The following is a 26,957-nucleotide window of genomic DNA, read 5'->3' on the forward strand; positions in this document are numbered from 1 at the left end:
TGGCGGTATGCCGGAACTGCCGGAGGTCGAGTCGCTCACCGGGTTCCTGGCCGATCAGGTGGTCGGCCGGGAGGTCGCCCGGGTGTACCCGGTCGCGGTGCACGCGCTGAAGACGTACGACCCGCCCGTCACCGCGCTGGAAGGCCGGACGTTCGACGCGGTGACCCGGCACGGCAAGTTCCTCGATCTGCGGGCCGGCGAACTGCACCTGGTCATGCACCTCGCCCGGGCGGGCTGGGTGCGCTGGAGCGACAAGCTGCCTGACGTGCCGCCACGGCCCGGCAAGGGGCCGCTCGCGCTGCGGGTCCGGCTCTCCGGGCCGGCAGGCGCGGGCTTCGACGTGACCGAGGCGGGCACCCAGAAGCACCTGGCGGTGTACGTCGTGCGGGACCCCCGGGACGTGCCCGGTGTGGCACGGCTCGGGCCCGATCCGCTCTCCGAGTCCTTCACCCTGGCCGCCTTCACCGAACTGCTGGCCGGTGAACGCCGCCAGATCAAGGGCATCCTCCGCGACCAGTCGGTGATCGCCGGCATCGGCAACGCGTACTCGGACGAGATCCTGCACGCGGCCCGGATGTCACCGTTCAAGCCGGCCGCCAACCTCTCCGAGGAGGAGATCGTCCGGCTCCACCTGGTGATCGGTACGACGCTCACCGAAGCCGTGGAACGCGCTCGCGGGCTGCCGGCGCGGAACCTCAAGGCGGAGAAGAAGAGCGGGCTGCGGGTGCACGGGCGCAAGGGCGAGCCGTGTCCGGTCTGCGGCGACACGATCCGTGAGGTGTCCTTCAGCGATTCGGCGCTGCAGTACTGCCCCACCTGCCAGACCGGCGGGAAGCCCCTCGCGGACCGGCGGATGTCGCGCCTGCTGAAATAGCGGACCGGACGGGCGGTGCCGGCTGCTGTACTGTGGCGACGTCCGAAAAGCAGACCCCACTCCCGTGGACGCTACCGAGGAGGTGAGACCCATCACCGCTGCATCAGGTCGGGTGCTCCCCCTCACTGCCGTACGGTCCGTCCGACCCAGGTGAGCGAGGGAGCCCCGCAAGGCATCCCGAAAGGCTCACATGTCGGTCTCACCTTCACCCGTACCCTCCCTTTCCCGCTCCGCGGTCATCACCAGGCTGCGCGCCGCCGGCTGCGTATACGCCGAGGACGAGGCCGAGTTGTTGCTCGCCGCGGCAGGCGACACGGCCGAGCTCGCCGCCATGGTCGACCGGCGGGTGCTCGGCCTGCCGCTGGAACACGTCCTGGGCTGGGCGGAGTTCCGCGGGCTGCGGATCGCCGTGGACCCCGGGGTCTTCGTACCGCGCCGCCGCACCGAGTACCTCGTCGAACAGGCCGCCGCTCTCGCCCCGCCCCGGGCGGTGGTGGCCGACCTGTGCTGCGGCTCCGGTGCGCTGGGCACCGCCCTCGTCCACGCCCTGGGCGAGACGGCGGAGTTGCACGCCGCCGATGTCGACCCGGCCGCCGTGCGGTGCGCCCGCCGCAACGTCGGCACCGTGGGCGGCCGGGTGTACGAGGGCGACCTCTACGACCCACTGCCGGCCGCCCTGCGCGGCCGTATCGACATCCTGCTGGCCAACGCGCCCTACGTACCCACCGAGGAGATCGGCCTGCTGCCCGCCGAGGCCCGAGTGCACGAGGCGCGGGTGGCGCTCGACGGTGGTGCGGACGGCCTCGACATCGTGCGGCGGGTGACCACGGCGGCGCCGCGATGGCTGGCACCGGGCGGACACCTGCTGTTCGAAACGAGCGAGCGCCAGACCGGGACGGCCGTCGCCACCGTGGCAGCCGCCGGCCTGGTCCCCCGGGTCGCCAGGTCCGAGGAGTGGTACGCCACGGTGGTCATCGGCACCAGGCCCGCGGTTCCGGCCGGTTGAGGGGCGGATCAGCCCAATGCCGCGCGCGTCCGCGCGGTCGATCCGCGGAGCGGACAGCAGGGTGGACGGCATGCCTGAGCCATTCACCTCCGCTGTGCGGGCTTTCCACCGCCGGACTCCGTTGGTCGGCCGGGTGGTCGGCCAGCTCGCGGCGGTCAACATCTTCGACTCGGCGACCCGGCTGGCCGCCCAGGCATTTCTCTCCGCGGTTCCGGTGCTCTTCGTCATCGGCGCCTTCGCACCGCAGTACGTCCGCGACCAACTCGTCAGCTCGCTGCATGCGGTGATGGGGCTCAGCGGCAACTCGCTCGACGAGGTGCAGCGGGTGCTGAGCGCCGATGACGGGCACACGAAGGACGCCTCGGGGATCGTGGGGGCCCTGGTGACGGTGCTCTCGGCGACCGCGTGCAGCCGGGCGTTGCAGCGGGTCTGCGAGCGTTCCTGGCATGTACCGGCCGCCGGGCTGCGGTTGATCGCCTGGCGCTGGGTGGTGTGGCTGGTGGTGTGGCTGGTCGCGCTGCTCGCCCAGGGTGCGCTGCATACCGGTCCGGTCGCCGGACCGTGGGTCGGTGTGCCGCTGTCCCTGGTGGTCAGCCTGTTGCTGTGGTGGTGGACCCAGTGGCTGCTGCTGGGCGGCCGGGTGCCCTGGCTGCCCCTGCTGCCGGGTGCGGCGCTCACCGCGGTGGCGGTGGTGGGGCTGACCTGGGGCTCGCGGCTCTATGTACCGCGCACGCTGCAGCGGAGTGTCGATCGATTCGGCCCGCTGGGCGCGGTGTTCACGACCTTCTCCTGGCTGATCGCCCTGTTCACCTGCGTCACGGTGGGCATCGCGCTGGGCTATGTCCTGGCACGGGAGGAACCGGTCGCCCGGTGGCTGCGGATGCGGGCAACCACCGGGCGAGCAGAACGGTAGGGATACGAGGCGGGGCTGCACCGGTGTCCGGCGGTCAGCGCCCGTAGCGGATCAGGAAGCGGACCATCCGGCAGGTCGCGTCGGACGGCGGGTGGATTCCGATACGGGCCGCAGTGGTGCGTATCTTCCGGTTCGGTGCCTGCGTCGGCTGGTAGACACCCGAGTCGAGCAGGGCGATCGCCAGCCGCATCGCCTTCAGCCTGCGGTTGTGCGAGACGTACCAGTCGCGTGGCTTTCCTGCGGGCAGTGGCTTCTTGAGAAGGGGCTCCGTCGGGAACGTGGCGACGGCCATCGGCGACCTCCAGGCGCTGGTGGTGGGACCCTCACGAACTACCCCTATTTTACTGCCCGGCACTGACAAAAGCCCCTGGCCAGAGGGGATCCGGCAGACCTCTGGCGTACCTTGGTACCCATGGAGATCTGGATCAATCCCGCGTGTTCCAAGTGCCGCAGCGCGGTGGACCTGCTGGACGCCGAAGGCGCCTCGTACACCGTCCGCCGCTACCTGGAGGACGTCCCGAGTGAGGACGAGATCCGGGCGGTGCTCGGCAGGCTCGGGCTCGAACCCTGGGACATCACCCGGACACAGGAGGCGGAGGCGAAGGAACTCGGGCTGACGGACTGGCCGCGCGACGACGCGGCGCGCGGCCGGTGGATCGAGGCGCTGGCCGGCCACCCGATGTTGATCCAGCGGCCGATCATCACGGCGGACGACGGCACGGCCGTGGTGGGCCGCTCGGAGGAAGCCGTACGGGAGGCGATCGGGCGCTGATCCCCCCTGCGGCCATGGCCGGGCCGCCGCGACCCGTACCCGTCAGTTGCGGTGCAACTGCCCCTCCGCCGCCGCCAGGATTTCGGTGAGCCGCAGCCCGAACCGTGCGTCGCAGGGGTGCGGCACCCCGGTCCGTACCGCGTCGAGCAGGGCATCCACCGCCGCCGCGAAGGGAACCAGGGAGCCACCGCCGCCCGGCGGCAGAGTCGCCACGCCCTGGTCGCCGCGCAACTCCAGCTGGACGCCTGCGGCCTCGACCGGCGCGCTCAGACTGAGCGTGACGGAGCTGGAGGCGCCGGATGCGTGCCGCAGCACGAGGTGGACGGTGTCGCCGGGGGCCACCGGCTGCCGTCACTTCGGCGGCGTCACCGAGCACCGGCAGCAGTACGGAGAGCGCGTGCGGACCGACATCCCAGAGGCTGCCCTTGTCCTTGCGCCACGGGGAAGCGGCGTACGGGCTGTCCGCGCCGGTCGAGAAAAGCGCCCCGAGCCATTGCGCACGCCCGACGAACCAGCCCCGCACCGCGGCCTGTTCGCTGATCCAGTCGGCCACGTCGGGGGCGAAGCGCAGGGTGCAGAACATCACCGAGGCGACACCGGACCGCTCGGCCGCTTCGACGACCGCGCGAGCGCCGTCGACCGTCGTGGCGACCGGCTTGTCGAGCAGCAGGTGGCATCCCGCGGCGGCCGCCCGGGCCGCGAGCGGGGCCTGAATGTCCGGTGGCAGGGCGACCGCGACCGCGTCACTCGCCGAGAAGAGGGCGTCCACCTCCTCGTACGCGGTCGTGGCGTGTGCGGCAGCCAATTCGGCCGCCGCCTCCGGGCGTCTGCCCCACACTCCGCTGAGTTCGACCCCGGGGTGGGCGGCGAGCGCAGGGGCGTGCGTGGCCCGCGCCCACGGGCCGGTGCCGAGCAGCCCGATACGGAGTGGCGCGGCGGACGGCGTACTCGCGGGTGGGTTCGTCATGGTCGCCAGTGTCCGCCATCATGGCATGCGGAAACCGCGCCCGGAATGAGTTGCCCACGTGCTGAGAAGCCACTCCTGCTGCCCGGCCGGATCTGCTTCAATGGGGGCGTGGACAGCTATCGGAACACCTCGGCGGGTCGCTGCGACCTCGAGCCGTTCTGGCCGTCCCGTCAGCACCATGACTTCGACCGGGTGTGTTGCCGCGCGACGCAGGCGCCGGCCCTCTAACACCTCTCCGCAGGTCTTCGGCCGGCGCGCACGACGTACGTCCCTCGACGACCTCCGCGCGAAAGCTGACCTCTCATGGCTGACATTCGTTCCCTCTCCGCCGCTACCACCGCGCCCCTCCCCCTTCACCGCCACGGGCTCCGCGCCGTGGACCCCGACGAGGTGGTCCAGGTCGCCGATCTGCTGCGGCCCGGTGCGACCTGGCTGCCCGCACCCCAGCACACCGTGCCCAGCCTGCCCGGCCGGCCGCCGATGATCGGCTACCTCGTACTGGTACCGGCCGACGCCGGGCCGGTGGCGCCGCCCGCCGCCGAGGCCCCGGCCGGCGAGCCGGTGCGGATCGACAGTGCGCAGCGCACCGCCACCGTGGACGGGCGGCCGCTCGACCTGACGTATCTCGAGTTCGAGCTGCTCGCGCATCTGGTCGCCCACCCGCACCGGGTGCACAGCCGCGACCAGTTGGTGACCACGGTGTGGGGTTACGGGCATGTGGGCGACGGCAGGACCGTCGATGTCCATGTCGCCAGGCTGCGCCGCAAGCTGGGCGCCGAACACCGGCACGCCATCCGGACGGTGCGCCGCGTCGGGTACAAGTACGCCCCCTGACACGCGCCCCGTGGTGTTGCCGGCTACACCCTCCACTGGGGTGCCGGCCCCCATGACCCGGCGGGCGGCTCCGGCGAGACTGATGGCGACCGGCAGCCGTCCGGCGAGGACGAGAGGGACCCCCACCATGAATGTGACGAAGGCGCGCGACGGCGCACTGGCAGCCGTGCAGGGCTTGACGCTGGCGCTGATCTCCCTCATCGGATCGATCACGCTCTTCACACTGACCGCGGTCTCGATCGCGCTGATCCCGATCGGCGTCGGTGTCTTCAGCACCCCTGCCGTACTGACGCTGGTGCGGGCGCACGCCAATCAGCGCAGGTCGCTCGCGGCACGGTGGGGCGGCCTGCCTGTTCCGGTGCCGTACCGGCCCTTCCCCAAGGACGCGCGGAAAGGCGTCACCGGTCAGGTCGAGCGCTGCACGATCATGGTCAAGGACCCGGCGACCTGGCGGGACATCCGGTGGATGCTGGTCGACATGACGGCCGGCGCCGTCACCGCCCTGGTGCCACCGGGGCTGTTTCTGCACGGGCTCTTCGGCATTCTGCTGCTGACGGGCCTGTGGCGGCCGATCGACGAGGCCGGCGGGGGAGGCCTCTGGTACGGATTCGTGCATGTCACCAGCTCGTTCACGGCAGGACTCGCGGCGCTGCTCGGTTGTGTCCTGATCGCGCTCGGTCTGCGGTTCGGCCGCCCCCTGGTCTCGGTGCATTTCAGGCTCACCGCGACTGCGCTGGCTCCCACCCGGGAGGCCGAGTTGGGTGAGCGCATCGACCGGCTCACCGTCACCCGGCACGACGCCGTCGACACCTCGGCCGCCGAACTGCGCCGGATCGAGCGGGATCTGCACGACGGTGCGCAGGCCAGGCTGGTCGCGATGGGGATGAACCTGTCCACCATCGAGGCGCTGATCGAGAAGGACCCCGCCCAGGCCAGGAAGATGCTGTCGATGGCGCGCGAGTCCTCGGCGGAGGCACTGGCCGAACTGCGGGACCTGGTGCGCGGCATCCATCCGCCGGTCCTGGCGGAACGCGGTCTCGGCGACGCCGTGCGTGCGCTGGCGCTGCGGCTGCCGGTGCCGTGCGAGGTGTCGGTGGAGATGGCCGGCCGGGTCGACGCCCCGGTCGAGTCGGCCGCGTACTTCGCGGTCAGCGAGTCCCTCACCAATGCGGTGAAGCACGCCGGCGCGGGGCGCGTCTGGGTCGACATCCACCACGCGGACACCACCCTGCGGTTGTCGGTCACCGACGACGGGCGCGGCGGTGCGGCGGTCGGTGCCGGCTCCGGCCTGAGCGGAATCGAACGCCGGCTGGGTACATTCGACGGCATACTGGCCGTCAGCAGCCCGGTCGGCGGTCCGACCATGGTGACGATGGAGATTCCGTGCGCGTTGTCCTCGCCGAAGACCTCTTCCTCCTGAGGGACGGCCTGGTCCGGATGCTGGAGGCGTACGACTTCGAGATCGCCGCCGCCGTCGAGACCGGACCCGAACTGACCAGGGCCCTGGCCGAGTCGGCACCGGACGTCGCCGTCGTCGACGTCCGGCTTCCGCCGTCGCACACCGACGAGGGTCTGCAGTGCGCTCTGGCCGCCCGCCGTGCGAGGCCGGGGCTGCCCGTACTGGTGCTCTCCCAGCATGTGGAGCAGCTGTACGCGCGCGAGTTGCTGGCCGACGGCACCGGCGGTATCGGCTATCTGCTGAAGGACCGGGTGTTCGACGCGGACCAGTTCATCGACGCGGTACGCCGGGTCGCCGCGGGCGGCACCGCGATGGACCCGCAGGTGATCCAGCAGTTGCTGTCGCGGCGCGCGCAGGACAAGCCGGTGGCCAGTCTGACGCCGCGTGAGCTGGAGGTCATGGAGCTGATGGCGCAGGGCCGTTCCAACGCGGCGATCGCGGGCCAACTCGTCGTCACCGAACGGGCGGTGGCCAAGCACACCTCGAACATCTTCGCCAAGCTGAGCCTGCCGGTCTCGGACGACGACAACCGTCGGGTGCTCGCCGTACTCGCCTATCTGGACCGGGGCTGAAACCACAGCCGGCAACGGGCGCGGGGGGCCCGGAGTCGTGGACTCCGGGCCCCCCGTTCGTACGGTGGCGCGGATCAGCTGACGTGCGGCTCAGCTGATGTTCAGGGCGGTGTCGTCGATGACGAAAGACGTCCCGAGGGACACGTCCTCGGCGCCGGTGAACTTGATGGTGACCGTCTGCCCGGCGAACGAGGAGAGGTCGATGGACTTCAGGGCGTAGCCGCTGTTCTTGTTGAGGTTGGAGTAGCTGGCCACGGTCGTCGAACCGGCCGTCACCTTCAGCGTGTCGTAGGCGGTGGAGCCGGTTGTCTCGTCGGTGTCGATGTGCAGGTAGTAGCTCAGGGTGGCGTGGCAGCCGGCCGGTACGCTCACCGACTGGGAGACCGTGTCGGTGTGGGTGCTGCCGTAGCCGTCCAGCCAGGCCTTCCAGCTGCCGGAGTGCGCGGGCTCACCGGAGCTGTTGTCGATCACGCCGGAGCTGGCGGACCAGGGAGCGGCGCTGCCGGTCTCGAAGCCGGCGTTGCCGAGCAGTTGGGCCGCGGTGCAGCCACCGCCGCCCGACGTGGAGACGGTCCAGCTGAAGGACGTGCTGCCGGACGCGTTGGTGGAGTCCTTGGCGGTGACGGTGACCGAGGAGGTGCCGGTCGCCGTCGGGGTGCCGGTGATGAGGCCGGTCGACGCGTTGATCGACAGGCCGGCCGGGAGACCGGTGGCGCTGTAGGTCAGCGACTTGGAGGTGTCCGAGTCGGTGGCCTTGATCTGCAGGGAGACCGAGGTGTTCACCTTGGTGCTCTGGTTGCCGGGGTTGGTGACGGACACGGTGTTACCGGTGCTGGTGCCGCCGGTGAAAGCCGCGGTGCCGTTCGGGGTGCCGAGGCCGGTCGGGCCGTCGTAGCCCGATGCTGCCTTGCAGAGGTAGCTGCCGCAGCTGCCGTTGGCGCCGGAGGTGACGTCGTTGAGCGCGGAGGTGTGGGCGTACGGGTAGGAGGCGGGCACGGTGTTCGCCGACGGGGTGCCCGCGAGGGCGTACACGCCGGCGATGATCGGTGACGAGGCGCTGGTGCCGCCGTACACGTTCCAGCCGCTGGCCTGGTAACTGTCGTACACGGCAAGCCCGGTGGCCGGGTCGGCCACCGCGGACACGTCGGCGACGGTCCGCTTCGAGCAGCCGGTGTCGTGCTGCCAGGACGGCTTGGGGTCGTAGGCGGAGCAGCCGGAGCCCGCGCCGTCGCCGCCGGAGCTGGAGCCCCAGACCGACTCGGTCCAGCCGCGGGCGTTGCTCGAGCTGCTGAGCGAGGTGCCGCCGACGGAGGTCACGTACTGGGAGGCTGCGGGGTACTCGACGCCGTAGCCGCTGTCACCGGAGCTGACGGTGATGGCCACGCCGGGGTGGTTGAAGTAGGTGGAGTCCGAGCTGGTGTCGGTGGAGTCCTCGCTGCCGCCGTAGCTGTTGGAGACGTACTTGGCACCCATGCTGACGGCGCGGTTCACCGCCGTGCCGAGGTCGTCCATGCTGGCGGTGTCGGCCTCCACCAGCAGTATGTGGCACTGCGGGCAGACAGCGCTGACCATGTCGACGTCGAGCGAGATCTCACCGGCCCAACCGGAGTCGGCGGTCGGGTAGTTGGTCCCGCCGTTCTGGTCGACCTTCTTGAAACAGCCGTTGGCCGTGGTGCAGGCGGTAAGCCCGTACTGGGAGCGGTAGGTGGCCAGGTCGGATTCGGCGTTGGGGTCGTCCTGGGCGTCGACGATCGCCACAGTCGCACCGGAACCGGCGTTCGAGGGCAGGGCATAGGCGCTGTGCAGATCCGTGGGCCCGTAGCCGGAAGGAGCGACGTTGGCGGTGATTCCGAGGTGCTGCTTCACGTCCGTACGCGCCAGCGCGAGGCAGGCCATCCGGCCGGGCTTGCTGGGCTCGGCGCAGAGCCGTTTGACGGCGGCGGTGCCGGACTGCGCGGAGCCGGACTGCGTGGTGGCGACGTGCGCGGTGGTGGCACCGACGGACTGGGCGGCTGCGGTCGGAGCGACGGCTATCAGGCCGCCGGTTATCAGCGCCGCGGCCGACAGCAGCACGGTTCCGGCGCTGCCGGTCAGCCTTGTCAGGCCGAAGGGTCTCTTCGAGTACAAGGAACTGCCCTCCATGGGGGGTCGATTCGCCCGGACGGGGCGATCGGAGGCGCCTTGCCAAGGGGTGTGGTGAGTGCATGACAAGATGCCTCGTAGGATGCCACCCCGTTGAGTGGTGGCAGAGATGAAGGTAGCGACGCGCTCACACACCGACAACTGCCTTGCGGCATACCGGAGGTAAAGGCTTGCCCCGGAAATGGGCTGGATCACGACCGGCTCCCCGCTCCGGCAGCGCGTATACGGTGGCCGCCATGGAGTCGGAGGAAGAGTCGGTCAGCGCCCTCGTCGAACTCGGCCTGTCGCGCTACGAGTCGCGCGTCTACCTCGCCCTGGTCCGGCGCGATTCGTACACCGCGGCGCAGGTGGCGCGGGAGGCAGAGGTACCCAGGCAGCGGATCTACGACGTGCTGGATGCCCTGGTCCGCGCCCAACTGGCCGTCGCCCACCGCGGCCGGGTGGCCACCTTCACCGCCGTGGCGCCCGAGCTCGCGCTGGCCAGGCTGATGAACCGTCGGCGGGAGTCTCTCGAGCAGTTGGAGCGGGTCTCCGCCGGACTGGCCGCGACTCTGCTGCCGCTCTGGTCCGACGGCCGCGCACACACCGACCCGCTCGACTACATCGAGGTGTTGCGCGACCCCCGGCAGACCGCCGAGCGCTATGCCGACATCCAGGACCAGGCGACCGGCGAACTGCTCAGCTTCTGCACGCCGCCCTTCGTCACACCGGCAGCCAACGTCTCCGGCCTCAAGGCGGCCCGGCGGATCAGCCGCGCCCGGGGCACCGTCCAGGCCGTGTACACCTATGACGCACTGGCCGACGAGGAGATGTTGGAGAACGTCAAACGCTTCGGCGAGGCCGGCGAGGTGGCCCGATTCACCGATGAGCTGCCGATCAAACTCGTGATAGCCGACGCTTCGCTGGTGCTGTGCGACATGCCGGACCCGGTCGCGGGCACCGGCGCCACGACGTCGCTCTTCATCGAGCATCCGGCGCTCGCCGCCTGTCTGCGCCTCGCTTTCCTGACGGTGTGGGATCGGGCCGCCGCACTGCCGCACGCGAATGCGCGGGAGAGCTGAACGGACCGCCCGCCGCGCCCGTATGGAACGTCGCGCTTCAATTCCCCGGCCGGGAACCCCCATACCCGGATACGAAGCCTGAGGAGTTCCATGGGACGCATATCAAGAAAACGCTCCACGCTGACGAACCGTATGCTGGTCGCATCGGCCGCGCTGATACTGGGCGGTGGCGGTCTCCTCGCGGTCAACGTCTACGCATCGGCCGGAGAGAGCCACCGGGGCCCCGACGCGCAACAGACATACGGGCAGCAGGGGCAGCAGAGCCGGAACGCCGCTCAGCAGATGTCCACCATCGTCTGCCCGGACGTGTCGAACCAGCTGCCGGACGTGCCGAATGCGGCACGGCAGGAGGTGGACCGCGAACTGGCCGGGATCGACAGCCGGATCACCGAGGCGTACAAAAGACTTGCGGACTCGAAGGACCGGATCGCCCGCGATCCGAACTTCGCACAGAACGCCATTCTGAATCCGCTCAAGGACAAGCGCTTCGCAGCCATCGACCGGATAGCCATCGCGATCGGCCGCCACGCCGCGAAACCGCAGGGCCTCGAATCGCTGGCCCCGTGCACGATGCGCAGCGACGGGACGCCGAGCGGTGACCAGGCCGGCGGCCAGGGCGGCTATCAGGGACAGGGACAGGGCGACCAGGGTGACGGCCAGGGCGGCGATCAAGGCGGTGGCCAGGCCCAGCAGGGCAACGGTCCCGAGGCGTCGGACTTCGTCGACATCACCTCCGTACAGCCCAACACCCGCACGCCACGCCGGCTCAGCTCCGGCTCCACCGGAGTCTTCACCTCCGACTGCGGACGCAACCAGAACGGGAAATTCAATCCGGCCAATGTCATTGTCGCGCCCGGGGTGAGCAATGGTGCGCACCACACGCACGATTATGTCGGGAATCAGGCCACCGATGCCTTTTCGACCGATGAAATACTGGCCGATGGCCGGACCAGCTGCAAGAACCAGGGCGACAAATCCACCTACTACTGGCCCGTCCTCCGGCTGCAGAACGGTCAGGACGAGAAGGACGTGAACGAGGACGGCGGCGGAAAGGACCAGAATATCGGGAAGATTCAGACACCGGCCGAGGTCGACATCACCTGGCAGGGAAGTCCGGTCAGCAAGGTCACCGCGATGCCGCGCTTCCTGCGGATCATCACCGGCGACGCCAAGGCGTTCACCAATGGCGACGCCAATGCCGGCGCTTCCTGGTCCTGCACCGGATTCGAGAACCGCCAGCTCAGCGACAAGTACCCCATCTGCCCGGCCGGCAGCAAGGTGGTACGGAGTTTCCACTTCCCGAACTGCTGGGACGGCCGCGACATCGACAGCGCCAATCACCGCACCCATACGGCGCTCGCGGACGAGAACGGAGCCTGTCCGAACGGCTTCGAGGCCATCCCGCAACTCGTCGAGCGCCTCGTGTACGACGTTCCGCCCGGCCCCGGCTTCGCCGTCGACTCGTTCCCCGAGCAACTGCACAAGCCGATCACCGACCACGGCGACTTCATCAACGTCTTCAGCGACCGGCTGATGCGACGGGTGGTGTCCTGCATCAACAACGGGCGCACCTGCACCTGAGAAAGGCCGACTGAAGAACGGCCCCCGGACCTGCGCGGTCAGCTCGTGTGATGACCGGAATGCCCCTCGCTCCCCCCGCTGCCACTACTCCCCTGGTGGTGCTGCGAGCCGGCTTCCACCGTCCCACCGAGCCGGCCGCGCAGCGCTGCGACCACCCCGGTGTCGCCGACCGCGACCCACCTGCGGCCGAGCAGATAGGTACCGCCGTAGTCCTCGGCCGAGTTGAGCCATTCGCGCTGGCCACGGTCGGTGGCGAAGGTCAGCAGGACGTAGCGTCCCTGTCCGGTGGCGCAGTTGGCCTGGCGCAGCTCGCGGGCTTCCGTCTGGATGTCCGGTGTGCACCGCGCCTTCGCCGCCAGCTGTTCCAGGCTGCCGGTCGCCGTCTTCGGCGCCGCGGGCGCTCCGTGGGAGGGTGCGGCGGGGTGGGCGGTCGAGCAGCCGGCCACCAGGCTCAGGGCGGCGACCGCCACGGCGGCTCGGGTACGCATCCGCCCATCGTGCCGTCTCCGGAGCGCTTTCGCAGGCGAACCGCCTACCCCGTCAGACTGATCAGGCCCCATTGCTCCGGCCCTGCCTCCTCATTAACCTGCGCTGCGCATGCACCTGTTGTCGCACGAGCATCACGAGCAACATTAGGAGCGCAGATGTCGGAGCTGTCGAGGCGTACGCTGCTGTCGAGACGTACGCTGCTGAGCACCGCCGGGTTGATCGGATGCGGAGCGGCGCTCGGCGTCCCCGCTCCCGCCTTCGCCGCCGGAACCGTCGGGACCGCCGGCCCGGCCGGGTCGGGGGGAGCCACCGGAGCTGCCGGCACCGACCTCGACACCGGCCCCGCCCGGGCGGCCCTGCGGAGGCTGCTGCCCCAGCACGCCGACCAGTTCCGGCTCACCGCGCTCACCGGCCGCGAACGGTTCCGCGTCACCGGTTCGACCGGCCGCATCGAAGTCGCCGCCACCGGCCCCGCAGCGGCGCTGACCGGCGTGAACTGGTATCTGAAGTACGTCTGTCAGGCGCACATCTCCTGGAACAGCTCACAGCTGGACCTGCCGCACCGGCTGCCCGCACCGAGCCGGGCCGTCCAGCAGTCGGCGACCGTGCCGCACCGCTTCGCCTTCAACGACACCAACGACGGGTACAACGCTCCGTACGCCGACTGGGACCACTGGGAGCGGACGATCGACGTCCTCGCCCTGCACGGCTGCAACGAAGCCCTCATCACCACCGGCCAGGAAGCCGTCTACCACCGGCTGCTGCAGGACTTCGGCTACTCCGACGCGGAGGCCCGCAGCTGGCTGCCCGCGCCCTCCCACCAGCCGTGGTGGCTGCTGCAGAACATGAGCGGTTACGGCGGCCCGCTCTCCCCCGAGCTCATCGACCGCCGTGCGGCACTCGGCCGCCGGATTGCCGACCGGCTCCGCGACCTCGGTATGCACCCGGTCCTCCCCGGCTACTTCGGCACCGTTCCGGACGGCTTCCCCGACCGCAATCCGGGTGCCCGGGTCGTCCCGCAGGGCACCTGGAACGGACTGCGGCGCCCCGACTGGCTCGACCCGCGGACCGAGGTGTTCGGCCAGGTCGCCGCCGCCTTCTACCGGCACCAGGCGGAACTCTTCGGTGACGCCGCGCACTTCAAGATGGACCTGCTCCACGAGGGCGGCACTCCGGGTGACGTACCGGTCTCGGACGCCGCGCGCGCCGTGGAGAAGTCCCTGCAGACCGCACGTCCCGGCGCCACCTGGGTGATCCTCGGCTGGCAGGCCAACCCGCGCCGCGAGTTGCTCCAGGCCGTCGACACCCGGCGGATGCTGATCGTCGACGGTCTTTCCGACCTCGACAACGTCACCGACCGGGAGCAGGACTGGGGCAGGGCTCCGTACGCCTTCGGCACGATCCCCAACTTCGGCGGCCGCACCACGATCGGCGCCGACACCGACCGCTGGACGGAGAAGTTCACCGCCTGGCGCGACAAGCCGGGCAGCGCCCTGGTCGGCACCGCGTACATGCCGGAGGCCGCCGAGCGCGACCCCGCGGCCTTCGAGCTGTTCAGCGAGCTCGCCTGGCGCGACGAGAAGATCGACCGGCCCGCCTGGTTCACCCGGTACGCCGGGGTCCGCTACGGCAAGGACGACCCGGCCGCCCAGGCGGCCTTCGCCGCGCTGGCCACCACCGCGTACCAGCTGACCAGCACCGACGGCCGACCGGTCGATTCGCCCTTCTCACGCCGGCCGAGCCTCACCGCCTCCGTCCGCTTCGCCTTCGACACGGCCGGCTTCGACGAGGCCTTCGCCTCCCTGCTCGACGTACGGCGACCGCTGCGCGACTCCGACGCCTACCGCTACGACCTCACCGATCTGGCCCGGCAGGCACTGGCCGACCGCGCCCGAATGCTGCTTCCGCAGCTGCACGCCGCCTACACCGACAAGGACCTGGACACCTTCCGGGCGCTGGCCGCGCTCTGGCTGAAACTGATGCGGCTCACCGACGCCATGGCCGGCTGCCACCGGGCGTTTCTGCTCGGCCCCTGGCTCGAGGAGGCCAGGAGCTTCGGGACCAGCCCCGACGAGGCGGTACAGCTGGAGTGGACGGCCCGGACCCTGATCACCACCTGGGGGGACCGCACGGCCGCCGACGACCTCAGCAACTACGCCAACCGTGACTGGCACGGGCTGATGTGTGATGTGCACGTACCGCAGTGGCGGGCTTATTTGGACGAATTGACGGCCGCACTCGCCGAGGGCCGGGCCGCCAAGTCCTTCGACTGGTACCCGTCCGAGGAGGCGTGGACCCGGCGGACCGACCCCTATCCGGTACGGCCGACCGGTGACGCGCAGCGCACCGCACAGGAGGTGTACGACACCCTCGCCACCGCCCCGTACCAGGGCACCGCGTCCGTCTCGGCCGAGCCGGTCGCCTTCGCCCCCGGCAGCAAGGGCAAGGTCATCGCGACCTTCCGCAACCTCAACGGGCTGCGCTCCACCGGCCGGGTCGACTTCACGCTGACCGGCCTCGACGCCACCGCGCAGGGTGACACCTTCCTCAGCAGCGTCGGCCCCGGCCGCACCGGCTCGGTCTCCTGGGAGGTCACCGCACCCGCCGAACCGCTCGCCGTCCCGCTGCGCCCGATGCCGTACGCGCTGCTCACCCGGTTCGGGCCGCGCGGCGAGGACCGGGTGGGCGTCACCCGGCGGAGCGCGGTGTACGTGGCGGCCCCGCTGGACGCCGCCTGGCGCACCTACACCGGAAACGAGGCGGTGTTCGGGCAGCTCGGCGACCGGCTGGCGATCAACGGCGGCGGCCAGGATCTCTGGAAGGGCACCACCGAGTTCGGCACCGCCTTCCGGGCCGGGGCGATGGTGGACGGCACGACGGTGACCGTGCGGGTGGACTCGCAGGAGAACACCGGCAGCTGGGCCAGGGCCGGTCTCGTCGTCCGCAACAGCCTGGCCGCCCCCGGCGCGCCCGGTTTCCTCGATCTGGCGGTGACCCCCGGCCAGGGCGTGGTGCTGTCGTACGACACCAACGGCGACGGGACGCTGGACACCTACAAGCGCATCACCGGGATCAAGGCACCGGTCCTGCTGCGGCTCACCCGGACCGGCGGGGCCTGCACCGGCGCCTGCTCGACGGACGGGGGTGCGAGCTGGCGGACGGTGGCCACGGTGACCGTGCCGGGCAGCGCGGACGCCCAGGACGTGGGGATCTTCATGAGCGCGACCAACGGCGGCAGCGGCCTGCGCGGCACGGTGGAATTCAGCGGGTGGACGGTGAACTGAGCACGCGCCAGAGGGGTACGGGGCGGCAGCTTCGCCGCCTCGTACCCGACCCCGTACCCGCCGGGCGGTGACCATCCACCGGCTCGCTCGTTCTGCTGAGCGTGCAGCCACAGGATGTCGCCCCGAGCCCGGTGCCGGAAACCGCCCCCGTCGATGCCGAGCAGGCCGAGGCCGCGCTCGTCGAGCACTACCCCCGGTTCGTCCGGCTGGCGTATCTCGTCCTGCCGCCCGCGCTCGGCCGCCACCGCAGGGTGCTGACCGCGCACGCGCTGGCGCAGCGTTCGCTGCCGACCGGACGCCGGGCCGAGGAGGACACCCTGCCGTCGCCGCGCCGGGGCGACAGCTGCGACGACGGGTACGCCTATGTGCGCGGCCGGGTGCTCAGGGCGGCCCTGGCGGCCGCGCGGCCGCGCCGGTGGGCGGGCCGGCCCCGGCGCGGACAGCTGCCGCCGCTGCTGCCCCAGGTATGGGGGCTGCAGCTCTACCCGCACTGCGGTGGCGCCGACGAACTCGCCCTGGACCAGCGGCTCGCCGCTCTCTCCGGTCCGGCCCGCGCCGCCTATGTGCTGCGTGGCCTGGAGCAGCTCGACGATCCGACGATCCTGCGGGTGCTCGACGACGCACGGGTCGACGACCCCGAAGCGGCGCTCGACGAGGCGGACACCGCGCTCGCCCAGTACGAACTGCTGGAATCCGCCGAGTTCGACCCCTGCTCGCTGCTGGCCAGGCCCACCGACCTGGTCCGACGCCGCTGGCGGGGCCGGGCGGCACTGGCCGCGACGGTCGCGGCACTGGTCTGCGGCACGCTGCTGGCCCTGCCGGACGGCGGCTGGGGCGCCGACGGGGCCGCCGCACCGCCGTACACCCTGAACGCCGCCGCCGAGCAGGCGCTGAAACCCGACAAGCTGCTGCGGGTCGCGCCGGCCGACTGGAAGACCTCGGCCCGCACCGACTTCTCCGTATGGCCGGCCCGCGGCAACCGCGCCCACGACTCGGCGCTCCTGCGCCGCGCCCTCGCCGTCTGGGCCAGGCCCGGCGAATCCGTACAGGTCTCCACCACCCCGGGGACCCCGGCAGGACCGCCGATGGGCGCCGCCCAACTGCTGTACGCGGGCACCGTCGACCAGGCTTCCGTGGTGCTGCTCTACGACGGCTTGCGGGTGGTGCGGTATGCCGAGCCGAAGAAGGGCCACGGGGACCCGGCGCTGGACTTCGCCCGGGTGGACAACGCGGACGAGGCCGGTTCGGACGCCGTGGTGCTGGGACGCACCGACGGCAACGTCCGCTACCTGACGGCTCCCTGGGTGCAGAAGGCAGCCGTACGCGACCTGATCGACCCGGCGGCCGGGACGGTGGCGCTGCACCGCAGCGCGGACGGTGTCACGGACCCGGTACCGAGTCCCGCGCTGGCCCGTACCTGCACCTCCTGGGAGACCGTCGAGCTGCGCGACTCGACGGCGACCCGGATGCTGACCGACCTGGGCGAACTGACCCCGGCCCGGCTGACCTCGGGTCCGCCCGCCGATCCGCACGACGTCTCCACCCCCGCCGACCGGGCATCCTGGCAGCACACCGCCTGTCTGCTGCCCACGGTGCGCTCGCACGGCGTGCGCACCGTGAACTCCTGGCAGTTCGCCTCCCAGCAGCTGCCCGAGTCCAACGGCACGGCGCGCTGGCTGTGCACCCGGGCCGACACCTGGCGGGGCACCGGAAGCCGGGTGCTCGCACAGTTCCAGCCGCCCGGTGCCAAGGCGGCCATGCCGGGCGCGGTGGCGGCCCGCGCGGAGAACACGGCCGCCTGCGGGGACCGCGAGCCGCAGGTGCTGGCGGGCGTGCTGTGGAAGTCGCGTGGCGGGCACTGGTTCGTCCTGGCGGCGGGCAGCCCGCAGTTCGCCTCGCTGGCCACCACGGGCGGGGTGACCGGCAGCGCAGAAGGCCATCTGCTCGCCGTACCCGCCGAGCAGGGCGCGCAGGCGCAGCTGAACGGACGGCTCGCGGACGGCACCGAGGTCGGCGCCCTGCGCTAAAGGCTGTCCGGTGGGCGCGGCTGTCCGGTGGGCGCGGCTGTCCGGTGGACGGACGCGGATTCGCGTAATCCTTGACACTTCCGTGCCCACGGGAGAGCATCCACACGTCGTTGACAACGTTGTCGGGTCGTCCTGTTCCCACCGCTTCCCGCCGCGTTGACCGTCCGTCACACCCGAAGGGCAGGAACGGTGTCAGACATGCTCAACCGTCGGCCGCGCACCGGGCTCAGAGCGCTCGGATCCGTCGCAGTGACCGCCATGGCCGCCCTGGGGATGGCGGCCACCGCCGTCCCCGCGTCGGCCGCGCTCCCCCATGGCAACCCTCATGGCGCCGTGCAGAATCCGGCGTCCTACGTCCACCCGCTGATCGGATCGGCGAACGCCGGCAACACCTACCCGGGCGCCGTGCAGCCGTTCGGGATGCTGGCCTGGAGCCCGCAGAACTCCCGTGGCAAGCAGGTCTCCACGCCCGCGCCGGGCGGTTACCAGTACGACGCGACGAAGATCCGCGGTTTCAGCCTCACCCACCTCAACGGTGTCGGGTGCTCCGGTGCCAACGGTGACATACCGATCATGCCGTATGTCGGCAATGTCGACTCCTCGCCCACCGCGGACACCACCGACGCCAAGTACGCCGACACCTTCTCGCACAGCAACGAGACAGCCTCGCCCGGCTACTACAAGGTCGGCCTGGACAGCGGCGCGTCCGTCGCGCTCACCACCACCGCCCGTACCGGCTCCGGGCAGTTCGGCTTCCCCGCCGACAAACCGGCCAGCATGCTCTTCCGTACGTCGAACTCGGAGAGCGGCAGCTCCGACGCCACCGTCAAGGTCGACGCCGCCGCCCGGACGGTCACCGGTTCGGTCAGTGCCGGCAACTTCTGCGGCCCGCAGAGCGCGAACAACCGCAAGGACCTGTACACGCTCTACTTCACCGCGCACTTCGACACACCGTTCGCCAAGGTCGGCACCTGGACCGACGGCAGCGTGCAGCCCGGCTCCACATCGGCCACCGGCGGTACGGGGTACAGCTCGTCCGGCAATCCGGTGGCGGGCAAGGGCTCCGGCGCCTATGTGACCTTCGCCGACGGCACCAGCAAGGTCCAGGCGAAGGTGGCCGTCTCCTACGTCAGCCCGCAGAACGCCGAGGCCAACCTGCGCGCCGAGAACGCCCCCGGCAAGAGCTTCGACTCGGTCAAGTCGCAGGCCGCGCAGGCCTGGAACCGCGAGCTGAAGAAGATCGGCGTGAGCGGCGGCACCGACGCCCAGCGCTCCACCTTCTACACCGCGCTCTACCACTCCATGCTGGAGCCCACCCTGACCAGCGACGTCGACGGCCGCTATCTGGGCGCCGACCGGAAGCCGCACAAGCTGGCGAAGGGGCAGAAGGCGCAGTACGGCACCTTCTCCGGCTGGGATCAGTACCGGGCTCAGGTGCAGCTGATGACGCTGCTCAATCCCCGGGCGGGCAGCGACTACGCCCAGTCCCTCTACAACTACGCCGGCCAGCGCGGCGGCGAGTGGGACCGCTGGCTGCTGGAGAACGGCAAGACCAGCGTGATGTCCGGCGACCCGTCGGACGTCGCACTCGCCGGTATCTACGCCTTCGGCGGCCATGACTTCGACGCCAAGGGCGCACTGAAGTCCCTGGTGAAGGCGGCCACCGTGCCGACCGCGAACGACTCCGACAGCGCCGGCTGCAACGTCGAGTGCGTGGGCCAGCGGCCGGCGCTCGACAAGTACCTGGACCTCGGTTACGTACCGGCGGACAGCTGCCACTGCTGGGGCGGCGCCGCCGAGACGCTGGAGGACGCGGCGGCCGACTACGGCATCTCCGAACTCTCCGCTCACCTCGGCGATCACAAGAACCAGAAGGCGTTCCTGGACCGTTCGGGCAACTGGACCAACGTCTTCGACGCCAACGCCACCCCGCAGGGCGGCTACATCCGCGACCGCAAGTCCGACGGCACCTGGGCCGGCACCTTCACCCCGGGCACCGGCAGCGGCTTCGTCGAGGGCACCAGCGCGCGCTACACCTGGATGGTGTACTCCGACGTGGCCGGACTCGCCAGCGCGATGGGCGGCAAGGACGCGGCGGTGAAGCGGCTGGACGCCTTCTTCCGTACGCCGGACGGGAAGTTCGACTTCTCCGCCAAGGACGCCACCCGCTACGACCCGACCAACGAGCCCGACATCAACACGCCTTACCTGTACGACTACCTGGGCGCCCCGTACAAGACACAGCAGACCGTCCGCGCGGAGATGGACCAGCTGTGGACCGACACCCCCGGCGGCATCCCCGGCAACGACGACGCCGGGACCATGTCGTCCTGGTACGTCTTCTCGGCGCTGGGCATGTACCCGCAGAACCCGAGCCGCGCCGATCTGACGCTCTCCGCGCCGCTCTTCCCGCACGCCGTCATCCACACCGGACACGGTCGGACCATCAAGGTCAACGCCCCGGCCGCCTCGGCGGACAACACGTACATCCAGAGCCTGCGCACCAACGGCAAGAAGTCCGACAAGCCCTGGGTTCCCGCCTCCTTCGTCACCCACGGCGGCACTCTGGACTACACCCTCGGCGACAAGCCGAACACCTCCTGGGGCAGCGCGGCCGCCGACGCCCCGCCGTCCTTCCCGGGCGGCGGCCTGAAGTACTTCACCGGCGCCACCCCCGAGCAGCTGAAGGTCGAGCCCGGCGCCACCGGCGCCAAGACCACCGTCAAGGTGCAGACACTCGAGGACGAGGCGACCACCGTGCACTGGAAGGCCGCCCCGCCGGCCGGTGTCACGGTCACCCCCACCGAGGGCGACTTCACCGTGCCGGGCGGCGGCGCGGCGAGCGCCGCGCTCACCGTCTCGGCGGCAGCCGGCTCCCCGGAGGGCTACTACACCGTTCCGATCACCCTGTCGTCCTCCACCGGCAGCACGCTCCCCAAGACGTCCGTCGCGGTGACGGTCGCCACGAAGAACGGCATGCTGTGGAACCGCAACAGCACCGGGATCTCCACCGATGACACCAATCCGCAGGGCAACTTCGACGGCGAGGGCTGGAGTTACTCCGCCAAGGCCCTGGCCGCGGCCGGCGCCGCCCCGGGCGGTACGGTCTCGGCCAACGGCTTCGACTTCACCTGGCCGAAGGTGACCGCGGGCGCCCCGGACAACATCGAGGTGGCCGGCACCGCATCCCAGGTCCTGACCGTTCCCTCATCCCCTGACGCCACCGAGCTCAGCTTCCTGGGCAGCGCGGCCGAAGGAAACGCAACCGGCACCGTGACGCTGACCTACACCGACGGCACGACGCAACAGGCCGACATCGGCTTCAGCGACTGGACGCTGGGCGGCGGCTCCCAGCAGCCGTCGTTCGGCAACACGATCGCCGTCCACACCCCCTACCGCGACGTCCAGGGCGGCGGCGCCGACCCGGTGGGCACGGAGGTCTTCGCCACCGCGCCGATCACCCTCCAGGTGGGCAAACAACTGGCGAGCGTGACCCTGCCGTCCAGCACGGACGGCGGCATCCTGCACATCTTCGCGGTGGCCACCGCCTGAGCCCCCTCATCGACCGACCCGCGGGCCGCTGCGACCGGGACACCGTTCCGGTCGCGGCGGCCCGTTTCCATGCCTGCCCGGTCCACGCACCCGCGGCCCCCCAGGTCCGTGGTAACGAGTGGTGGTGGCCCCACGGTCGCACCGGTCTTCCGTTAACCCTTTGCCGAGGAACCGATCGGCCGGCTACGTTCCCCCAGCGGTCCAGCTCGTTCCGGACCGGTGCTGTCGACGAGGAGGTGTGGAGCACATGCGCAGGAGTGCCCAGCAGTTGAGCCCGCGTACTGACCTTTGCCACCTCCTCACGACGGAGACACCTTGTCGCTCCGCATCACCCCACTGACCGACCCTGCTCACGGGGCGCACAGCCGACGCCTTGCATGGCTGGCGTCCGACGCCGATTCCATCCCCGTCGGGACGGCCTTTCTGCGCCTGTTCGATGGCGGACAGGCGCACCTGGCCGAATTGACCCTCCACGTCCATCCCACGGAGCGCCGCGAGGGCGTCGGCTCCCGACTCCTCGACACGGTCGTGGCCGCCGCCCGGGACAACGCCCGATCCTGCGTCACCGCGCAGGCCGAGGCCGGATCGCCCGGCGACCGCTTCCTGTCGGCCCGCGGGTTCCGCAAGGTGCTCACCCTGAGGTACGCCCGCTTGCCCCTGGCCGACGTGGACCCCACCGCCCTCGCCGAGATCATCGAGCGTCCGCACCCCGGCTACCGCCTGGCGTCATGGCGGGGAACCGTCCCCGACGACCTCGCCCAGACGTTCGCTGCCTCACGCCGCGCCATGGACGACATGCCCATGGAAGACACCGACTACGGCACCGTGACCTGGGACGTGGACCGGGTCCGGGCCGCGGCGAAGGCCGTGCAGGACCGCGGCGACCAGCTGCACACGGTCGTCGCCATCGACACGACCGACGACTCGATCGCCGGATTCACAGAACTCGTCGTCTCCGGCAGCGGCACGGGTGATGGCCAGCACTACGGCACCGGCGTGCTGCCCGAGCACCGCGGACACGACCTCGGCCGATGGATGAAGGCCGAGTCGATCCGACAAGCCCACGGGCGCTATCAAGACCTCGGCGGCCTCCTGACCGACACCGCCGACAGCAACACGCACATGAGGCACATCAGCGACAGCCTCGGCTACCTGCCCACACACACGACTCTCCAGTACCAACTCGACCTGTAGAGACCATCGGACGACGGGCCGGCCCTGGGCATCACCTGGTCCGGCCCGTCGGTTGTTACCGAAGGGGAGAAAGGCCAGACGGCCGCCGAACCGGTTCGGCACCAGCCCGGCGACGGCAGCGCGGGGCAGGCCTTCCGATGATCACAGGGCGCCGCGACTCACGGCCGGGCCGGGTTGCTCTGCAATCGGGGCCCGGCCTCCGGTGCGGAGGGCCACCGCCGCGTACATCCCTCCGGCGATCACCAGTAGCCCGGCCGACGTGAAGATGGTGTCGATCCGGCCGAAGTGCAGCCCCGCGAGGCTCGCGTGGAAGTCGCGCATGGGGCTGCTGGCGAGCCAGCCGGCCAGCGATACGCCGACCAGCGCGCCGATCTGCTGGCATGGGTTGATCACCGCGATGACCCGGCCGAGGTGGGAGGACGGAACCTCCGCCAACAGCACCGGGGTAAGGGCGGTGTTGACCGCTGCCAGCGGCAGGCCGACCACGGCCAGCGTGACGAGCGCGGGCCCCAGCGCATCAAGCCTTGAGTAGAACACCAGGCCCGCCCCGGTCAGCAGCAGCCCCAGGGAGAAGACACGCCGCGCACCGATCCGGCCCGCCAGCCGGGTGGCCAGCAGCGCACCGGCTATCAGGCCGAAACCCAGCGCCATCTCCAGCGTCCCGTACCAGCGGGAGGCCGCATGGAGGTTGTCGGACACGAAGAACACGTTGAGCGAGTTGAGTGCGTCGGCGCCGATGGTGACCAGGACGACCGTCGCGATCAGCGCGGTGACCGTGCGGCTGGCCACCACGAGCCGTAGTCCAGCGGTCAACTCCGCAACGAAACCGGCAAGCCCGGACTTGGCCGCAGGGGCGGCGGCCGTCACGGGCCGGGCAGGCGGGCGCACGGCGCGTACGGCGGCGAAGGAGGCCAGGAAGGAGAGGGAGTTGAGCAACAGCGCCCACTGCACACCGATGGTGAACAGCAGGGGCGCTGCCAGTGGCGGCCCGGCGATGGTGGCGATGGCCTGGGTGGCCTGGCCGATACCGGCGGCCCTGGCCCGGTTCTCCGAGCTCACCACATCGCCGATGAGGGCGAACCGGGCCGGGTTGAAGAACTGAGCGGCACACGTGGCCAGCAGCACCGTCGAGTATGCCGCTACGAGGAGGCCGGTCTTCGGCACGGTCCCGTCGGGCAGGAACGCCACCACGGCCAGCACCGCGATGAGCGCCGCTCGTACGAGGTCCGCCACGAGCATGGTGCGCCGGCGGTCCCACCGGTCGACGAACACCCCCGCGAGCGGCCCGACGGTCAGCGTACCGACGGCGACGACCACGACGAGTGCGGAGACACCGGCCGGGGCGTAGGCCGTGTCTTTCAGCAACACCGTGCCGATCCAGAGCGACAACGTCGTACTGAAGACGAAGTCACCGGACTGCGACACCAACTGGCCGGCCCATAACCTGCGGTAGTCGCGATTGATCAGCATCATCGCCACATTGTGTCGGGGCCCGTCGTCCGTTGGGAAGACGACCGAGGAGGCCGGGAACACCGCCTGCGTGGCGGCTTGCCGATGAGGATGTCAAGCGGCGCTGGTTCAGCGCTGGATGGTGACAACCATCTGCGGCAGCACCCTGTCGGCAATGGAACCAGAGGGACGTTTCCTGTGCGTACTGCACCCATCGCACGCGAACGCCGCCGCCCGCCCTACGGAGTAACCCATGCGCCTGCCTTTCGTACGGCCACAGCCTCCAGCCTGACGTAAGGGGAGGGTCAACTCGCTCGTCCACCGGCGGGCATACGAACAGGCCCACTCGGTACCCTGTTCGTATGACGACCGGGGTGCGCCGCAGGATGGGTGTCGAGGAGCGCAGGCAGCAACTGATCGGCGTCGCGCTGGAACTGTTCGGGCACCGGGCCCCCGATGAGGTGTCGATCGACGAGATAGCCGCCGCCGCGGGCATTTCGCGGCCGCTGGTGTATCACTACTTCCCCGGCAAGCAGCATCTGTACGAGGCGGCGCTGCGCCGGGCCGCCGATGAGCTGGCCGCGCGGTTCGTCGAACCGCGCGAAGGGCCTTTGGGGGCGCGGCTGCTGCGGGTGATGAAGCGGTACTTCGACTTCGTCGATGAGCACGGGGCGGGTTTCTCGGCGCTGATGCGGGGTGGTCCCGCGGTGGGGTCCACCGCGACCAACGCGATGATCGAGGAGGTCAGGAACGCCGCCTGCGTGCAGATCCTGGCTCATCTGGAGGTTCAGGAGCCGCCCGAGCGGCTGCGGTTGGTGGTGCGGTCGTGGGTGTCGCTGGCCGAGTCGACGGCGTTGATCTGGCTGGACGGGCGCGGCATTCCACGGGCCGAGCTGGAAAAGCAGTTGGTGAACGATTTCGCGGCGCTGGCCGCGGTGAGTGCGGCGTACGACGACGAGATGGCCGATGTGGTGCGGCGCGTGCTGCGCGAGGAGCCGCCGGACGGGCCGTTCGGCGATCTGGCGCGGCGGCTCCTCGCGCTGGCGCCGACGCCGGTGGTTCCCGCGCCGACGATTCCCACGACGGTGGTTCCCGCCCAGCGGGGCGGCTGAGACCGTAACGGCCGGTCGGGTCAGCCGTAGACGACCGACACCTGCCTGAAGCCCAGGGAGTGCAGCAGGCCCTGGAGCATGCTGGTGGTGTTCTTCTCCGCGCGCCCGGCGAGTCCGCTGTCCTTGGCCGCCTCGGCGATGTGTTGCGCGGCGAGTTTCTGCACGGCGTGTTCGTTGTTCGGGTTGTCGGAGAAGAAGTCGCCGAGCCGGTCGAGCAGGCCGCGCTGCTTGGAGACGGCGTACGAACGGTCCGGGTCGATCGCCGGCTTGCCCAGTACGGCATGCGGCAACCGGAGGGTGGCCGTGGTCCGGTCCTTGTTGACGGTGACGTTGCCCTGGGCCACCTTGCCGAGGTCCACGTACGAGCCGACGGTGCCGGCGCCGACGTACAGCACCCGGGAGCCGCGGATCGCGTCCGGCAGGAACTTGGTGTCCTTCTCCAGGTCGACGACCACCTGGAAGTTCCCGGATGCGGCCTCATAGCGGCTCATGTCCTGGATCGACTTCAGCAGCGCCGGTCCGGAGCGGTCCGTCGTCTTCTCGCCGAAGACGTCACCGAGACCCGGCAGCAGGTCGAGCCTGCTGCCGGCGAAGAGCAGGGCCAGTACGGCTGCCAGCGCCACCGGCACCTTGATCCATAAGGACTGCCGGGGGCGCGTGTGCTCTCGCGTCAGCGGAGGTTCGGTCTGCGACGGATCGGTCTGCGTCATGAAGTCCGGGTTCCCCCGGGACTTCATGAACACTCCGGCGGCGCGGTCAGCGCTTGCGGTAGGACACGTCCAGGTCGCGTACCTCCGCCGAGATGTGCAGCGGGCGGTCCGCCGGCTTCAGGTGCTGCTCCACGAGCCCGAGCACCGCCTCGGAGAGCCGGGCCTTCGCCTCGTCCGTGCGGCCGGGCAGCAGGGCGACACCGACGTGGACGATCGCGGCGTCCTGCTCCGCGCCGTCCCCGGGGACGAAGTCTTCGGCGGCGACGAAGCGGGTCTTGCAGGCGGGGATCTTGGCGGCGACCGTCTCGACCACCACAGGGTGCAGCGCCAGCGCGAAGCCCCGGCGGTCGAAGGTGTCCCGCAGGGACTCGGAGTACTCGACGGTGATCTGCGGCATGGCTGGCTCCTGGGTCCCTGAGGATGACTGTCAGTGCCCACCTTTACTGTGATGACCATGACCGCACAACTCACCTTCCGCATGGCGGACAGCGAAGACGCCGAGAACCTGGCCGCGATGTACGACCGGGCGGCTCGCTGGATGCAGGGCCGTGAGCTCGATCAGTGGAAGCCGGGAGAGAAGGACGCCGAGCACTTTCTGCTCCGGATGAAGGAGGGCGAGGTGTGGCTCGCCGAGGCGGGTGAGCACCTCGCCGGCGCGTACGAGCTGTGGTGGGACGACGAGGAGGCCTGGGGCGTGCAGCCGCCGGTCGCGGGGTATGTGCACCGGCTGATGGTCGACCGCAGGTACGCACCGCCCGGCACCGGCCGGATACTCCTCGCCCACGCCGAGCAGCGGATGGCCGCTGCCGGGCGTGGGCGGGCAAGGCTGGATTGTGCGCCTTGGCTGTGCGGGTACTACGAGGGTTCGGGATATCGGGTGGTGGGCGAGTTCCCCGACAAGGTCGCCAGGGACGGACGGAAGTACGTGGTGATCCTGCTGGAGAAATCCCTGGGCTGAT

General features: G+C 70.6%; 21 protein-coding genes and 1 pseudogene. 15 read left to right on the forward strand and 7 right to left on the reverse strand.

Annotated features, from left to right (window positions below):
• The first annotated feature begins 7 nt into the window (after positions 1-7).
• From AB0436_RS01860 to AB0436_RS01870, 3 genes are all read left to right on the forward strand, one after another.
• A complete protein-coding gene (locus AB0436_RS01860) occupies positions 8-874 on the forward strand; it encodes a DNA-formamidopyrimidine glycosylase family protein (RefSeq protein WP_366465662.1) in 867 nt (288 codons plus the stop codon).
• A 190-nt stretch (positions 875-1,064) separates the two neighbouring features.
• Positions 1,065-1,880, forward strand: a complete 816-nt coding sequence (locus tag AB0436_RS01865) for a putative protein N(5)-glutamine methyltransferase (protein WP_366465663.1) — start codon at positions 1,065-1,067, stop codon at positions 1,878-1,880.
• Between the two features lie 70 nt (positions 1,881-1,950).
• Positions 1,951-2,793 (forward strand): YhjD/YihY/BrkB family envelope integrity protein, encoded by an 843-nt coding sequence (locus AB0436_RS01870; protein ID WP_366465664.1) that lies wholly within the window; start codon positions 1,951-1,953, stop codon positions 2,791-2,793.
• A 34-nt stretch (positions 2,794-2,827) separates the two neighbouring features.
• Here AB0436_RS01870 and AB0436_RS01875 read toward each other — a convergent pair whose 3' ends face one another.
• The gene (locus AB0436_RS01875; RefSeq protein ID WP_366465665.1) at positions 2,828-3,085 is read right to left on the reverse strand and encodes a hypothetical protein; all 258 of its coding nucleotides are present in this window, start codon (positions 3,083-3,085) and stop codon (positions 2,828-2,830) included.
• Between the two features lie 120 nt (positions 3,086-3,205).
• Here AB0436_RS01875 and AB0436_RS01880 point away from each other — a divergent pair, with 120 nt between their 5' ends.
• Positions 3,206-3,565, forward strand: coding sequence for an arsenate reductase family protein (locus AB0436_RS01880; protein ID WP_366465666.1), 360 nt, complete (start codon positions 3,206-3,208; stop codon positions 3,563-3,565).
• A gap of 42 nt (positions 3,566-3,607) precedes the next feature.
• Here AB0436_RS01880 and AB0436_RS01885 read toward each other — a convergent pair.
• Positions 3,608-4,532: pseudogene (locus AB0436_RS01885) on the reverse strand (Gfo/Idh/MocA family oxidoreductase).
• Between the two features lie 303 nt (positions 4,533-4,835).
• Here AB0436_RS01885 and AB0436_RS01890 point away from each other — a divergent pair.
• The 3 genes from AB0436_RS01890 to AB0436_RS01900 all read left to right on the forward strand — a co-directional run bounded on the left by AB0436_RS01890 (position 4,836) and on the right by AB0436_RS01900 (position 7,397).
• Positions 4,836-5,366, forward strand: coding sequence for a winged helix-turn-helix domain-containing protein (locus AB0436_RS01890; protein WP_366465667.1), 531 nt, complete (start codon positions 4,836-4,838; stop codon positions 5,364-5,366).
• A gap of 127 nt (positions 5,367-5,493) precedes the next feature.
• On the forward strand, positions 5,494-6,786 hold the full coding sequence (locus AB0436_RS01895; RefSeq protein ID WP_366465668.1) for a histidine kinase: 1,293 nt from the start codon (positions 5,494-5,496) through the stop codon (positions 6,784-6,786).
• Positions 6,750-7,397, forward strand: coding sequence for a response regulator transcription factor (locus tag AB0436_RS01900; protein ID WP_366465669.1), 648 nt, complete (start codon positions 6,750-6,752; stop codon positions 7,395-7,397). Before AB0436_RS01895 ends, AB0436_RS01900 begins: the two co-directional genes overlap by 37 nt.
• Before the next feature lie 90 nt (positions 7,398-7,487).
• Here the strand turns inward: AB0436_RS01900 and AB0436_RS01905 are convergent, their stop codons facing one another.
• A complete protein-coding gene (locus AB0436_RS01905) occupies positions 7,488-9,524 on the reverse strand; it encodes a putative Ig domain-containing protein (protein WP_366465670.1) in 2,037 nt (678 codons plus the stop codon).
• A 251-nt stretch (positions 9,525-9,775) separates the two neighbouring features.
• Here AB0436_RS01905 and AB0436_RS01910 point away from each other — a divergent pair, with 251 nt between their 5' ends.
• Positions 9,776-10,600 carry a helix-turn-helix domain-containing protein gene (locus AB0436_RS01910; protein ID WP_366465671.1) on the forward strand — a complete coding sequence of 275 codons (825 nt, stop codon included), beginning with the start codon at positions 9,776-9,778 and terminating at the stop codon, positions 10,598-10,600.
• 90 nt (positions 10,601-10,690) lie between these two features.
• Positions 10,691-12,181: a DUF1996 domain-containing protein gene (locus tag AB0436_RS01915; RefSeq protein ID WP_366465672.1), complete on the forward strand. Its 1,491-nt coding sequence runs from the start codon at positions 10,691-10,693 to the stop codon at positions 12,179-12,181.
• A 38-nt stretch (positions 12,182-12,219) separates the two neighbouring features.
• On the opposite strand, the gene AB0436_RS01920 is transcribed toward AB0436_RS01915, so the two are convergent.
• Complete coding sequence (locus AB0436_RS01920) at positions 12,220-12,669, reverse strand: hypothetical protein (RefSeq protein ID WP_366465674.1); 450 nt, start codon at positions 12,667-12,669, stop codon at positions 12,220-12,222.
• Positions 12,670-12,825: 156 nt separating this feature from the next.
• Here AB0436_RS01920 and AB0436_RS01925 point away from each other — a divergent pair, with 156 nt between their 5' ends.
• From AB0436_RS01925 to AB0436_RS01940, 4 genes are all read left to right on the forward strand, one after another.
• Entirely contained in the window at positions 12,826-15,954 is a 3,129-nt protein-coding gene (locus AB0436_RS01925) for an alpha-N-acetylglucosaminidase (RefSeq protein ID WP_366465675.1), read from the forward strand.
• Positions 15,955-16,046: 92 nt separating this feature from the next.
• Complete coding sequence (locus tag AB0436_RS01930) at positions 16,047-17,981, forward strand: hypothetical protein (RefSeq protein ID WP_366466119.1); 1,935 nt, start codon at positions 16,047-16,049, stop codon at positions 17,979-17,981.
• A gap of 198 nt (positions 17,982-18,179) precedes the next feature.
• On the forward strand, positions 18,180-21,533 hold the full coding sequence (locus AB0436_RS01935) for a GH92 family glycosyl hydrolase (protein ID WP_366465676.1): 3,354 nt from the start codon (positions 18,180-18,182) through the stop codon (positions 21,531-21,533).
• Positions 21,534-21,848: 315 nt separating this feature from the next.
• Positions 21,849-22,727, forward strand: coding sequence for a GNAT family N-acetyltransferase (locus tag AB0436_RS01940; RefSeq protein ID WP_366465677.1), 879 nt, complete (start codon positions 21,849-21,851; stop codon positions 22,725-22,727).
• Between the two features lie 141 nt (positions 22,728-22,868).
• On the opposite strand, the gene AB0436_RS01945 is transcribed toward AB0436_RS01940, so the two are convergent.
• Positions 22,869-24,200: an MFS transporter gene (locus AB0436_RS01945; RefSeq protein WP_366465678.1), complete on the reverse strand. Its 1,332-nt coding sequence runs from the start codon at positions 24,198-24,200 to the stop codon at positions 22,869-22,871.
• A 338-nt stretch (positions 24,201-24,538) separates the two neighbouring features.
• Here AB0436_RS01945 and AB0436_RS01950 point away from each other — a divergent pair, with 338 nt between their 5' ends.
• Positions 24,539-25,288: a TetR/AcrR family transcriptional regulator gene (locus tag AB0436_RS01950; RefSeq protein WP_366465679.1), complete on the forward strand. Its 750-nt coding sequence runs from the start codon at positions 24,539-24,541 to the stop codon at positions 25,286-25,288.
• 20 nt (positions 25,289-25,308) lie between these two features.
• Here the strand turns inward: AB0436_RS01950 and AB0436_RS01955 are convergent, their stop codons facing one another.
• Both AB0436_RS01955 and AB0436_RS01960 read right to left on the reverse strand, forming a co-directional pair.
• On the reverse strand, positions 25,309-25,998 hold the full coding sequence (locus AB0436_RS01955; protein ID WP_366466120.1) for a DUF4230 domain-containing protein: 690 nt from the start codon (positions 25,996-25,998) through the stop codon (positions 25,309-25,311).
• Between the two features lie 46 nt (positions 25,999-26,044).
• The gene (locus AB0436_RS01960) at positions 26,045-26,395 is read right to left on the reverse strand and encodes a 5-carboxymethyl-2-hydroxymuconate Delta-isomerase (RefSeq protein WP_366465680.1); all 351 of its coding nucleotides are present in this window, start codon (positions 26,393-26,395) and stop codon (positions 26,045-26,047) included.
• A 51-nt stretch (positions 26,396-26,446) separates the two neighbouring features.
• On the opposite strand from AB0436_RS01960, the gene AB0436_RS01965 reads away from it, so the two are divergent.
• A complete protein-coding gene (locus AB0436_RS01965) occupies positions 26,447-26,956 on the forward strand; it encodes a GNAT family N-acetyltransferase (RefSeq protein WP_366465681.1) in 510 nt (169 codons plus the stop codon).
• The last annotated feature ends 1 nt before the right edge of the window (position 26,957 follow it).

It is taken from the genome of Streptomyces sp. NPDC051322, from assembly GCF_040689485.1.
GTDB lineage: Bacteria > Actinomycetota > Actinomycetes > Streptomycetales > Streptomycetaceae > Streptomyces.